Below are 12,302 nucleotides of genomic sequence, written 5' to 3' on the forward strand. Positions count from 1 at the left end.
CTTGTAGCTGCAACGGTTATCCGGCCAGCGTCAATCCAGAGTTTTCTTCGAACCAGCCGCGCTGGTCCTCCAGCATGGCGTCCAACGTTTCGTCCGCCATGATCCCCATCGCGCTGTTATAAGCGCGCAGGCCGCCGATCCGGATGGTGGGATCGGTTTCAAAGCGGCAGGGCTGCCCAAAGGCTTCGGCAATCTGCTGCTGATAGGGGGCGTCTTCCTTGCGCAGAAGGATGACGGTCCCTTCCTTTTGGAACGCAGAGGAGAGATTGCGCGCATAGGTTTGCAGCAGGGCTGCATACTCCGGCTTTTGCGTGTAAGCGCGGAGTTCCTCCGCCGCGCGGGAAAACACCTGCTCCATAATTTTGCGGCGCTGCTCCAGAAGAGCGCGGCGGCCGTCCATCTCCCGCTGCGCCAATTCGCGGGCGATGCCGCTGCGCATCTGCGCCATTTCTTTTTGAATCAAGTGGTAAGCCTCGGTGAGCACGCCGATTTCTGCCTCGTCGAGCTCCTTTTGCTTAAAGGCGGCGACCTCTTCCTCGATTTTTTTGCGCTGTTCTTCGCCATAATGGAGGATCGCCTGATAAAATTTTCCAATCTTTTCGTCGTTATAATTGATAGCCATGTCAAACCCCCATTCCGCCTGGAAGCGGCCTAAATTTTAATCCCGATGGCCTCGCGGACATAGCGGGTAATGGAATCTTTGGTGCGGCCATTGCCATGCCGGTCGGGGATTTCCACAATCAGCGGGCGCTTGGCCTTGAGCTTCAGGTCATAGATCATCTCCGGACACAATTGGAGCAGGCGCTCGGTAATCAGGATGACCGCCACGTCGTCCATGGCCATTGCTTCGGTCAAAGACTTTTTGACCTCCTCCGGCTCATGGACCACCACGCCTTCGATCCCCGCCAGGCGCATGCCCACTTGGGTGTCCACGTTATCGCTGATGAGATAAAAGCGCATGTAAATCCCTTCCTTCTATCGATGGCATCGGGCGCTTTTCGCTTAGACCTTGTTCAGGATCAGGATGGAAATCAGCAGGCCGTACAGGGCAATACCTTCGCCCAAAGCCACAAAGATCAGGGATTTACCGAACGCCTTCGGGTCTTCGCTGGTCGCGCCGATTGCTGCCGGAGCTGCCGCTGCAACGGCAACGCCGCCGCCGATGCCGGCAAGACCGGTAACCAGAGCCGCTGCAATCAGGCCCAAGCCCTTGGAGTTGTCCACAGGGGCCGCGGCCGTGTCAGAGGTAGTAACAGGGGCTGCCGCCGGTTCGCTGTCTTCTGGGGCAGCGGAAGCGATCATCGGCGCTGCAAAGGTGACGATGCAAACGGCGAGGAACGCAATGAGCTGCGTAGCGACCGCCCGGCTTGTTTTTTTACCGCGCTTGACCGCACGGATGGAAAATGCAACGGAAACAATCAGAAATACAATCGGAACACAGAACAGAATAGTCATGACAAATACCTCCAAATGAAATTTTCGTAGATTTGGAATTTATGTTTGCCGGACCGCAAAGGAACGGCGTTCGGCGAACAGGGAGGGAACACGCAATCTGTGCGCGTTAGGCGTCCCTGCGGACCACAACCGGGTTGAATGGACGGCCGTCCCCGTCGAAGAAACGACTGAACATCTCATAGAATTCAAGTCTGAGCACTTGGATGCCGACCAGCAATCCCTCCAGGCCCATCACGAACACATTGCCGATGATGGCGATCAGCACATAGCCGATGCCGCTGGTCATTTCCGCCAGTGTGAACACCACCAGCATCATGCCCGCATGGACCAGGACAAACGCGCCGACGCGCAGGAAGGACATGGTGTTGGTCGCATAGCTGAGCAGATATTCAAACACCTCGAAGAAATTCTGCATGATGAAGTTTCCCCAGCTTTCCGGCTTCCAATCGGAGCGGCGCTCCACCAAGCCGCCGAGGATCTCGCGGAAGAAAATGACCGCGATCGGCAGGACGATCAGCCCGAGCACATAAGCAGTATTGACAATCTGCCAGCCAAATACAAGCTGCCCGCCAAAGCCGGCGACCAGCGCTGTGTAAAAGACCAGTCCAGCCAAACCATTGGGGCCGAAGAGTGCGTTCTCCCAGTGATGCCTGCGCAAGCTCGAATAGATGTTGATGAGCATGGCGACAACCACCAGCAACATGCCGATGCCCACAGCCGAATAGATAATCAGGTTGGTGGTATTGGGTTCCATAACCTCGATGGGCTTTTCGTCAAGGCCGAATACCGCCTTGTAGAGGGGGTCCAATGCGTGCTCGAACCCAAAGACCGAGCCGAACAAGGTCCCGAAAATGGCGGATGAGATGCCGCATGGGATCAACGCCTTGCCGAGCTTCATCTTTTTCCATTTCCACATTAGCCATCCTACGATGGACACGCACAGCCCCTGCCCGAGATCGCCGAACATAATGCCGAATAAAAGCACATACGTGATCGCCACAAAGGGGGTGGGGTCCACCTCGTCATAGGCAGGAAGGCCATACATATCCACAAAGAACTCAAACGGCTTGAAGACTTTCCTATTCTTCAAGGCGACCGGCGGAGAGTGGCTCAATTCCTCTTCCGCATCTTCAAAGGTATACTCCACAGATCTTAACCCGTCGAGCGCATGCCGGAAGTCCTCCTCGTGGTCTGCAGGGACCCAGCCGGTCAGAATGAAATTGTCATTATACCGTGCGGCATAACGGCGGATACCAAAGTAAACGGATTTTTCCGTTAGGAAGGAGAAGACCTTCTGGCACTCCGCTTCCTCCTGCGCCCAGAGCGTGTCAATTTTTTGATCCACGCGCTGGATGTGCTCGATCTCCTTGTCGCGCAGGGCGCGCAGGGCTTCTGCGCTGCTCTCCGGCGTGCCTTTAAATTCCATAAACCGGGTGCGCTCGAAATAGAGGCTGGAAAAAATCCGGTCTATTTCGCTGACTACGTCAATCGGGGCGAAATAAACGCCCCAATAATGAAGGTTGTCATTGGTACATGGGAAAAAGATGACATAGGGATTCTGCTTATACGCCTGTAATTTTTCGTAGCCCTCTTTCGGGAGAGATCCAAAACGCACTTTGATAAATTTGCATTTGCGGATTTCGTCGAGGTTTAAATCCATGCCGACGAAATGGCTGACCTGTTCAATTTCACGGGTATATTGCTCCACCTCTTGCTGCGCCTGGGTGCGTTCCTTTTGCAGGTCGCCTAGGGAGGTGGCTATGCGGCGAACATAGGCGTCCAACTCCTCGCGTGTGTACTGGATGCCCTCCATATCCTTCTCATCCAATAGCACCAGCTTTTTGAGGGCGCCTTTTACAGCGTCCGTCAACTGCTGCAAAGGAGTGGAGTACGGGTTTTCCTCATTGAGAGGGGAAAAGCCGGATGTGTCCGAATAGAAAGAGAGGGAATTGTCCGGATGGAACACGCAGGATTTGCCGCATATCATAGTCACATGGTCTAATTCGTCCATGCGCCCGATAATGCTCGCTACCTTAATCTTTTGTACAGCCAACCATCACGCCTCCTTTCTTGAAAAATCAGCAACCGTGAGAAGTTTTTGAATTTCTTCTGATGCCAAATGATAGCGGATACCTTCGATAATATTGATGATATCCTGTATCTCGATCTGTGCCAGGAAGATATACGAAAGCATCACAACGGAGGGATGCGTAGAAAAACGGATATCATGCCGGCAGGTCAGATATTTCATCCGGTCTGCCATCTGGTCGATGTACGTATGGGGCACTTTTTTACAGCGTTTCCCAATGGGCGCTTTTGCCATGACATCGAGGACCGCTTCCGGTTCTGCCTCTAGCATCTCATTCAGAAGGCGAGGATGGAGCGTCCCAAAGGGAAGCAACGTGCTGCGGATAAAGTCCGGGCTTTCGCGGTAAACCGTCTTCAGCCGGACAATACGCGCTGCATTGACCAAATCCATATAGGTTTGGAACAATTCCCGCAGCTGGCGGGCCGCTTGGCCATGGGTGTATTTGTCGATGATCTCGAACGCGCTGTTGTATAAATAGGTATACAGGGCGTTCTCAATCCCTGTGTAGTTCATCGGTATGCCCGGAACGGGCCGGAAAGGTTCCATGAGCTTGCGGTAAGGGGTGTGGCTGAGCGCGCTCAGCAGGTCTTCATAGTTCTTGACATGGGCCAACGCATAAAGGTCGATGCGCGTATGGCGGTTCAAAAAAGCGGGGAGCGAGAAGAGGTATTCCTCCGGGTTCCCGGCGTCAAGATACATTAAGCTGTGCAAAATCTGTTCGATTTCGCCGTGTTCCAACAGATAATCGGCAAAATGTTCCCCAACAGAGAGCTCATAACGGCAGAGGGAAGCATAATCTTCGAACAGCTTTTGCCGGAGTTTGCCCTCCAACTGGCCGCGATGGACCTCGTTCTCGTTGATGCCTGCCAAAATGCCGCTGTAGGAAGTGCGGTTTTTGAGATAGCCAGCTACTTCGCTGACCGTTTTGCAGTTCAGCAGATCCCGGTAATTTTCTTCCCGGAGGCGTTTGCCGTACATCGCGCGCGCCTTCGATAAGATGGCATTGGAAGCAAATGAGGAAAGCATGGAATCACTCCCCAATCACTCTGGCCACGAGGGTGCGCACCCATTCGTCGCCCTTTTCTTTATATAGCGCATCCAAGCGCTGCGAGTATTCCCGGTTTTTTGCCTCCTTGCTTTTCCATTCCTCCTCAGCAGCTGCGCGTTCCTGCGGTTCGTTTAAAGCGATGCGTTTACGCGCGCGCGCAAGATACTCTTCACGGATCCGTTCGCGGCGTTCCGCCACCTCTTTTTCGGAGTTAACTTTTTCCAATTGGGCGGCATCCGTGATTTCTCTGGCCTTACGGTCCATATCGACGATTTCTTTTATCATGTCCTGCATGACCGTGCCCCTCCTTCCAAACGGATTGATTTGTTCAGCCGGATCAACCGGCTACAAACGCACAAACAGTTCTGCACTTACTTTGCCACCCTCGGTACGAAGCTGTCAAAATAGGCAGAACTGCGGGCAAAAGCACTTTAAATTTTGCAGATTTTCGACTTGGTTCCTGCAAGATTTCGGCTATATTATAAGCGTTTCAAGTTGCATTTTCAATATGATTTTCGGTAATCTTGCCAAATCCGATGGGGAAGATTTAGCGAGGTTTCCAAATTATTTTATTCAAACTGCCCATGGTACTTTTAATTTTTTAAGCTTTGCATTGGCGCGGGAATCCGGCCGCCGCGATGGATAAATTTGGCAGGCGAATACCGGTTGACTTCCATGACGGGGCCGCCCCCCAATAGGCCGCCAAAATTGAGCTCGTCGCCTGCCGTTTTCCCGATCGCAGGGATCAGACGCACGGCGGTTGTCTTGGAGTTGACCATGCCGATGGCCGCTTCATCCGCGATAATGGCGGAGATCACTTCGGCAGGGGTATCGCCGGGAATAGCGATCATGTCCAAGCCGACAGAGCAAACCGCCGTCATGGCCTCAAGCTTGACCAGGGAGAGCGCGCCGCAGCGGGCCGCATCGATCATACCGGCGTCCTCGGTCACAGGGATAAACGCGCCGGACAAGCCGCCCACGTGGGAAGAAGCCATGATGCCGCCCTTTTTCACAGCGTCGTTCAGAAGCGCCAACGCCGCGGTTGTGCCATGGGCGCCGCAGCTTTCCAGGCCCATTTCCTCCAGGATGTGTGCAACCGAGTCGCCCACCGCCGGCGTTGGGGCAAGGGATAGGTCGACAATGCCAAAGGGGACAAACAGGCGGCGGGAGGCCTCCTGTGCAACCAGCTGGCCCATGCGGGTAATTTTGAAGGCAGTCTTTTTTACGATGTCTGCCACGCCGGAAAGGTCGCAGTCGCCGGCTTTGGCCAGCGCAGCGCGCACCACGCCGGGGCCGGAAACACCGACGTTAATGACGCAGTCCGGTTCACCGGGGCCGTGGAAGGCGCCGGCCATAAAGGGATTGTCCTCCGGGGCGTTGCAGAATACCACCAGCTTGGCTGCGCCGATGCAGTCATGGTCCGCTGTGCGCTCGGCTGTTTCCCGGATGATGGCGCCCATTTTTTCCACAGCATCCATATTGATGCCCGCTTTGGTGGTGCCGATATTGACTGAGGAACAGACAAATTCAGTCTCTGCGAGCGCCTCTGGAATGCTGGTCATCAAAGCATAGTCGCCAGGGCCAAACCCTTTGTGTACCAGGGCAGAATAACCGCCGATAAAGTTGACCCCGGTGGTTTTTGCAGCACGGTCGAGCGCTTTTGCAAAATGCACGGGACTGCTTCCGGGGCAGGCGGCGGCCAACATGGCGATCGGCGTGACGGAAATGCGCTTATGGATGATCGGGATCCCGTATTCCTTGCTGATGTCCTCGCCGGTTTTGACCAGGTTCCCGGCATAGCGGCAGATCTTATCATAGATTTTGTCACAAGCGGCTGTGACGTTGCTGTCGGCGCAGTCCAAGAGGGAAATCCCCATCGTGATGGTGCGCACATCGAGATTTTCATTGTCGATCATATTGATCGTTTCGAGAATATCATGGGAATTGAGCATGTTTGGGAATCACTCCTTATTCTTTCTCAAAAGGCGTATGATCATGAATCCGATTTAAAAAACATCAGGTTTGAAAACCGATATATTTAGTAAAAAGTAAAATGCCCGATGCTGGTCAAATCCGATGCATGGAATTGAAAATATCCTCGTGCATGACATGGATGGTCAAGCCCATCCCTTCCCCAATCGCGGTGAGCGCATCCACCAGATCCTGGAACGGGATCGAACACTTGGAAATGTCCACCATCATAATCATGGCAAACAAGTCTTGCAGGATGGACTGGGTCACTTCCACAACGTTGACATTATTTTCTGCGCAGATGGAGGAAACACGGGCCAGAATGCCCACCATATCCTTTCCAATTACAGTGATAACTGCACGCATTGCTGATAACCTCCTCATTGATTTTTATGATCCGTCTTTAAGAAATGCTCCGGTGCATAAAATCGCCCGGATAATACAAATTCCAGTCCTCATTATGAACGGAAAAAAATCTTCTGTCAAGAAAGGCGGTTTGTCTTTTTTGCGAGGAGCGTATGAGTGCAGGAAAGGGGCCAAAGGGGTACATCCATGGATGGAAAGCGGGGCAAAACAAATCGAAACATTGAACAGAATATCTGGTAAAACTGCGTAAAATCTAACGCTGTAGCAACTTTTTTGTGCAACCCTTGGGGAATCTGTTTAAAATCGGCGGCGTTTTCCAGCGGCAAAATGGGAAGGATTCATCTATAAATAAGGCCGGTTCTATGATAGACTGAATACAAATAAAAGGCGGATGATTCTGCTTAGTGAACATAAAGATAAGAATATCGTTTAGAAAGTGAGTTGGACAATGAAATATCGGTACCTATCTGACTGCCATACCCATAGCGATTGTTCCCCGGATGCTTCCGACCCGACCATGATGCTATGTGAATGCGCCTGCCGGTTGGGGCTTTATGCCTTGACCATCACAGACCACTGTGAATGTAATGTTTACAGGGAAGAGGAATATGACCGTTCTGTCCGGCAATCGTATTTTGAGGCACGGAAAGCCTCGGCTGTTTTCCATGGCCGGCTGCATGTGCGCGCCGGTATAGAGCTTGGGCAACCCATGCAAAACATAGAAGCGGCGGAGGACATCCTCGATGCCTGCGATTTTGACTTTACGCTTGCCTCCGTGCATAATGTGCAAGGGATGCCGGATTTTTATGAGCTGGACTACAGCCAGGTCGATCTTACCAAGACGCTGCATCAGTATTTCGATGAGATTCTAGAAACCATCGAGTGGGGGAAGTTTGATTCCCTTGCGCATTTGACATACCCTTGGCGGTATATTGTTGGCGAACATGGTTTGGCTATCGACGACGTGCAGTTATCGGGGCGGATTGACGAGGTCTTAACAGCGCTGATTAAGAATGGAAAGGCGCTGGAGGTCAACACGAGCGGCCTGCGCCAAAAGCTGGGGGAGACCATGCCGAATTTGCAAATTGTGAAGCGGTATTATGAGTTGGGAGGCAAACTGGTGACGCTGGGTTCAGACGCACACCGTTGGCCGGATGTCGGCGCCGGGATGGAAGAGGGCATGAAGCTTATCCGCCAAGCTGGATTCACCCATTTTGCCCTGTATTCCCATCATGAGCCGAAGCTCCTTCCAATCGAATGAGTACATTTTCAGGGGGCCCTTCCCAATTTTGGGGAGGGCCCCTTGTTGATAAATATGGTTTCGATCCCGTTCGTCGGTTTCATCACGATGAAAACGATATACAACGCAATTCCCATTTATGGCTTATTTTTGGATTGGATATTTTCATTGGTTGGCAATTGTTGTATACTATAATTTAATATCCAACTTTTGAAACACAGGAAGGTCTTATTCCTTAGCCCTTCCCAATAAATAACCGGAGGAGTGAATCTTATGGATCGTCTATTGGAATTGTTAAGCCAGAACGCCCGCTTGACCACCCGCCAGCTGGCCACGATGCTGGACCGCCCGGAGTCGGAAATCTGTAATCAGATCGACGCCTATGAGAAGGCGGGAATCATCCGCGGCTATCAGACGTTGATTAACTGGGAACGCGCAGATGCCAACAAGGCATTTGCCTTGATCGAGCTGCGCGTTACACCGAAGCGCGACCGCGGGTTCGATGAGATTGCGCAGAAAATTATGCAGTTTGAAGAGGTGGACAGCGTCTATCTGATGTCCGGCGGATTTGACCTGGCTGTGATGGTGCATGGGGACACGATGCAGCAGATCGCCATGTTTGTGGCCCGCCGCCTGTCCCTGCTTGATTCTGTGCTTTCCACTGCCACCCATTTTATCCTGACGCGTTATAAGGATGGTGGGGTCGTTCTCAAGACCGAGGACGAAAACGATGAGAGAAGGAGTGTGCTCTGTGATTGACTATAGCACCGTGCTCAACCAAAAGGTGCAGGCGATCAAGCCATCCGGTATCCGCCGTTTCTTCGATATTGCCAATGAAATGGACAATGTGATTTCCCTCTCGATTGGAGAACCGGATTTCACAACGCCGTGGCATGTCCGCGAAGAGGGAATCCGCTCTTTGGAGGACGGGAAAACGTGGTATTCTCCAAACCGTGGCTTTATCGAACTGCGCCAGGAAATTTCGCGCTGGCTGAAGCGCCACTATCATGTGAATTATAATGACAAAGAGGAAATTTTAGTGACAGTGGGTGGCTCGGAGGCGATTGACCTCTGCCTGCGCTCCCTCATCAGCCCGGGAGACGAGGTCTTGATTCCGGAGCCGTCCTTTGTGTGTTATGTGCCGCTGACAGAAATGGCGGGCGGCGTACCGGTTGTTTTAGAGACAAAGGCTGAGGATCGTTTCCGCATCACGCCGGAAGCCCTGCGTGCCAAGATCACCCCGAAGACAAAGCTGCTGATTCTGCCCTATCCGAATAACCCCACGGGCGCAGTCATGCGCCGTGAACATTTGGAGGCGATTGCGGAGGTTGTCCGGGAAAATGATCTGATGGTGCTTTCCGATGAGATCTACAGTGCATTGACCTACGGAGATACCAACCATGTCACCTTCAGCGCGATTGACGGTATGTGGGAGCGGACCATTGTGGTGAATGGGTTCTCCAAAGCATTTGCCATGACGGGCTGGCGTTTGGGTTATGCGGTTGGCCCGGCGCAGATCATCAAGGCGATGACGAAACTGCATCAGTACGGCATCATGAGCGCGCCGACAACGGCACAGTATGCCGCCATTGAAGCGTTGAAAAATGGCGATGAGGACATCGTCTATATGCGCGAACAATACGACATGCGCCGCCGCCTGGTCGTGGACGGCTTCAACTCCATGGGCTTAACATGCTTCGAACCGGAAGGGGCATTCTATGTATTCCCATGCATCAAAAAGACAGGGCTTACTTCAGAGGAATTCTGCGAAAGATTGCTGTATGAGGAGCGCGTCGCGGTGGTCCCGGGGTCGGCGTTTGGAGACTGCGGCGAAGGCTTTGTGCGCGTCTCCTATTCCTATTCCATCAAACATATCACCGAAGCGCTTTCACGTATTGAGCACTTCATCAAACAGTTTGAGTCTTGAGTAGCGCTGTGGTTCCATTGAAGCAAAAGGGACAGGTTTGCCTTTCCGCTTGTAAGACCTATGCGTTTGAAGAGGTCCACGCAGCCCTGCGGGAGCAATTGGACGCGCTGCATGTGGAGGAGCTTTTGTTTCCCGGATGCCGCGTGGTCATAAAGCCCAACCTGGTGATCCGTTCCAAACCGGAAGAGGGTGTGATCACCCATCCGGCCGTGGTGGCAGCTGTGGCGGTGGAGCTTTTGGAGCGCGGCGCAGGGCATGTGACCGTGGCAGAAAGCCCCGGAGGGCCTTATACGCCGCCGCTTCTGCGAGCGATCTACGAGGCAGGCGGATATACGGAGCTGGCCCAAACATATGGATTTTCCTTGAATTTTGATTGTTCCTATGGATCGCTCGAGGCGCCGCAGGGCCAGCGCTGTAAGCGGTTTGACGTCATCCAGCCGGTTTTGGAGGCGGATCTCCTGGTGGACATCGCTAAGCTAAAAACACATGGAATGATGGGGTTGAGCGCGGCGGTCAAGAATTTGTTCGGCTGCGTCCCCGGTTTGATGAAACCGGAGCTGCACTGCCGTTTCCCGGAGCGTGAGGCGTTCGGGGAGATGGTAGCAGACCTGTGTTGCGCCTTGAAGCCCGCGCTCTGTGTGGTGGATGGCATCGTGGGGATGGAGGGTAACGGCCCCACCGGCGGGAAACCGCGGCTTGTGGGCGCATTGGCCGCTTCGCGGGATCCGTTTGCGCTGGATATGGTTTGCGCGTCGTTAGTCCATCAGAACCCCGTGCATGTGCCTTATCTCCGCGCGGGGATGAAGCGTGGCGTGTGCCCGGAGAGCTTGGACGAGCTTTCCCTTTGGGGCGTGCCGGTACAATCGTTGGCAGTTTCCGACTTTATTCAACCGGAATCGTGCAGTGTGAATTTTTTGGATTGGCTTCCGAAGTTTTTACGCCCTTTGGCGGAAAAGGTGGCCACGCCGGTTCCGAAGATCCAGACGAATCACTGTGTCGGATGCGGAAAATGTGCGGAAAGCTGCCCGCAGCACACAATCCGGATCGCCGGCGGCCACGCCGTGATCGACTACCGGAAATGCATCCGGTGCTACTGCTGTCATGAAATGTGTCCGAAGCACGTGATCGACATCAAGCGCTTCCGGCTATTTCGCTTTTGACACAAATACAGAAGATACAAAACATGGGGATTGCTGTGCCGCGCATGGCGGTCCCGATTTTATTGTGGGGGATGGTCATGCGGATCAAGGCGTATGCAAAAATCAACCTGGCGTTGGACATCACAGGTAGGCGGGAAGACGGCTACCACCTCTTGGACATGGTGATGCACACGATTTCCCTATGCGACATCCTCACCCTGCGGCAGGGGGGCGATGGGCTTTCCGTGACCTGCGGGCGGACGGATGTGCCGTGCGGAGAGGAAAACACGGTATACCGTGCCGCGGAGGCGTTCTTCCGGGAGATCGGGCAGCGGCCGAATCTTTCGATCGAGATCGAAAAGCGGATTCCCTCCCAGGCGGGTTTGGCCGGTGGAAGCGCAGATGCGGCCGCTGCTCTGCATGCGCTCAATCGGATGTACCGCGCGGAATTGCCGCTCGAAACGCTTTGTGAAATCGGCCTTACGGTTGGTGCGGATGTACCCTTCTGCGTGTGGGGCGGTTGCGCGCGCGTTCAGGGGATTGGAGAGCGGCTAGAGCGCGCCCCGTTGCTTCCGGGCGGCTGGTTAGTGGTCTGTAAGCCGCCGGTCGGGGTCAATACAAAGGAGGCGTACCGGTTGGCGGACGCCCAGGGAGGAAGCTCCGCGTCGCGCCATACAGCCAAGGTGCTGGAAGCGCTCTCGCGGGGAAACCTTGCGGAGGTCGGCGCATCCTTGGGAAACGCCTTTGAAGATATCTTACAGCTGCCGGAGGTCGAAACCATCAAGGCCGGGATGCGCGGGTGCGGTGCGCAAGGGGCCTGCATGACCGGGAGCGGCTCGGCGGTCTATGGGCTGTTCGATCGGGAAGAACCGGCAGTAGCATGTAAGGAGCGGCTACAAGGCCGGTACCCAGAGACCTTTGTCTGCTGGCCGGTGTCTGTGCCCATGGATTTCTTGGAATAGGACAGGGACCCGGAAAGCGCGTGCTTCCTGCAAGGCAGTGCATAGGAATTTTTATAGAGCATACAAAATCCCCCATACAAAACGGTATGGGGGATTTAAATTTTC

General features: G+C 53.8%; 13 protein-coding genes. 5 read left to right on the plus strand and 8 right to left on the minus strand.

The window, feature by feature from the left end; genetic code table 11:
- Positions 1–16 precede the first annotated feature (16 nt).
- From I2G69_RS01360 to I2G69_RS01395, 8 genes are all read right to left on the minus strand, one after another.
- Positions 17–622, minus strand: coding sequence for a V-type ATP synthase subunit E (locus tag I2G69_RS01360; RefSeq protein WP_207740515.1), 606 nt, complete (start codon positions 620–622; stop codon positions 17–19).
- A 29-nt stretch (positions 623–651) separates the two neighbouring features.
- Positions 652–960, minus strand: coding sequence for a V-type ATP synthase subunit F (locus I2G69_RS01365; RefSeq protein ID WP_087232783.1), 309 nt, complete (start codon positions 958–960; stop codon positions 652–654).
- 42 nt (positions 961–1,002) lie between these two features.
- Positions 1,003–1,455, minus strand: coding sequence for an ATP synthase subunit C (locus I2G69_RS01370; RefSeq protein ID WP_087232785.1), 453 nt, complete (start codon positions 1,453–1,455; stop codon positions 1,003–1,005).
- Positions 1,456–1,561: 106 nt separating this feature from the next.
- Positions 1,562–3,508: a V-type ATP synthase subunit I gene (locus tag I2G69_RS01375; protein ID WP_195560069.1), complete on the minus strand. Its 1,947-nt coding sequence runs from the start codon at positions 3,506–3,508 to the stop codon at positions 1,562–1,564.
- A 3-nt stretch (positions 3,509–3,511) separates the two neighbouring features.
- Positions 3,512–4,570 (minus strand): V0D/AC39 family V-type ATPase subunit, encoded by a 1,059-nt coding sequence (locus I2G69_RS01380; RefSeq protein WP_191395254.1) that lies wholly within the window; start codon positions 4,568–4,570, stop codon positions 3,512–3,514.
- A gap of 4 nt (positions 4,571–4,574) precedes the next feature.
- Entirely contained in the window at positions 4,575–4,886 is a 312-nt protein-coding gene (locus tag I2G69_RS01385; RefSeq protein ID WP_087232795.1) for a hypothetical protein, read from the minus strand.
- A gap of 299 nt (positions 4,887–5,185) precedes the next feature.
- Entirely contained in the window at positions 5,186–6,544 is a 1,359-nt protein-coding gene (locus I2G69_RS01390) for a PFL family protein (protein ID WP_087232798.1), read from the minus strand.
- A gap of 115 nt (positions 6,545–6,659) precedes the next feature.
- A complete protein-coding gene (locus tag I2G69_RS01395) occupies positions 6,660–6,929 on the minus strand; it encodes an ACT domain-containing protein (RefSeq protein ID WP_087232801.1) in 270 nt (89 codons plus the stop codon).
- A 448-nt stretch (positions 6,930–7,377) separates the two neighbouring features.
- On the opposite strand from I2G69_RS01395, the gene I2G69_RS01400 reads away from it, so the two are divergent.
- From I2G69_RS01400 to ispE, 5 genes are all read left to right on the plus strand, one after another.
- Positions 7,378–8,190 carry a histidinol-phosphatase HisJ family protein gene (locus I2G69_RS01400; RefSeq protein ID WP_087232804.1) on the plus strand — a complete coding sequence of 271 codons (813 nt, stop codon included), beginning with the start codon at positions 7,378–7,380 and terminating at the stop codon, positions 8,188–8,190.
- 252 nt (positions 8,191–8,442) lie between these two features.
- Positions 8,443–8,928 carry an Lrp/AsnC family transcriptional regulator gene (locus tag I2G69_RS01405; protein ID WP_087232807.1) on the plus strand — a complete coding sequence of 162 codons (486 nt, stop codon included), beginning with the start codon at positions 8,443–8,445 and terminating at the stop codon, positions 8,926–8,928.
- The gene (locus I2G69_RS01410; protein WP_275532227.1) at positions 8,924–10,096 is read left to right on the plus strand and encodes an aminotransferase class I/II-fold pyridoxal phosphate-dependent enzyme; all 1,173 of its coding nucleotides are present in this window, start codon (positions 8,924–8,926) and stop codon (positions 10,094–10,096) included. The genes I2G69_RS01405 and I2G69_RS01410 overlap by 5 nt, the downstream gene beginning before the upstream one ends.
- 8 nt (positions 10,097–10,104) lie before the next feature.
- Positions 10,105–11,256, plus strand: coding sequence for a DUF362 domain-containing protein (locus tag I2G69_RS01415; protein ID WP_195560070.1), 1,152 nt, complete (start codon positions 10,105–10,107; stop codon positions 11,254–11,256).
- 23 nt (positions 11,257–11,279) lie between these two features.
- Positions 11,280–12,197 (plus strand): 4-(cytidine 5'-diphospho)-2-C-methyl-D-erythritol kinase, encoded by a 918-nt coding sequence (gene ispE / locus I2G69_RS01420; RefSeq protein WP_195560071.1) that lies wholly within the window; start codon positions 11,280–11,282, stop codon positions 12,195–12,197.
- The last annotated feature ends 105 nt before the right edge of the window (positions 12,198–12,302 follow it).

Origin of the sequence: Anaeromassilibacillus sp. D41t1_190614_C2, assembly GCF_015558525.1 — a bacterium.
Classification (GTDB): Bacteria; Bacillota; Clostridia; order Oscillospirales; family Acutalibacteraceae; genus Anaeromassilibacillus; species Anaeromassilibacillus stercoravium.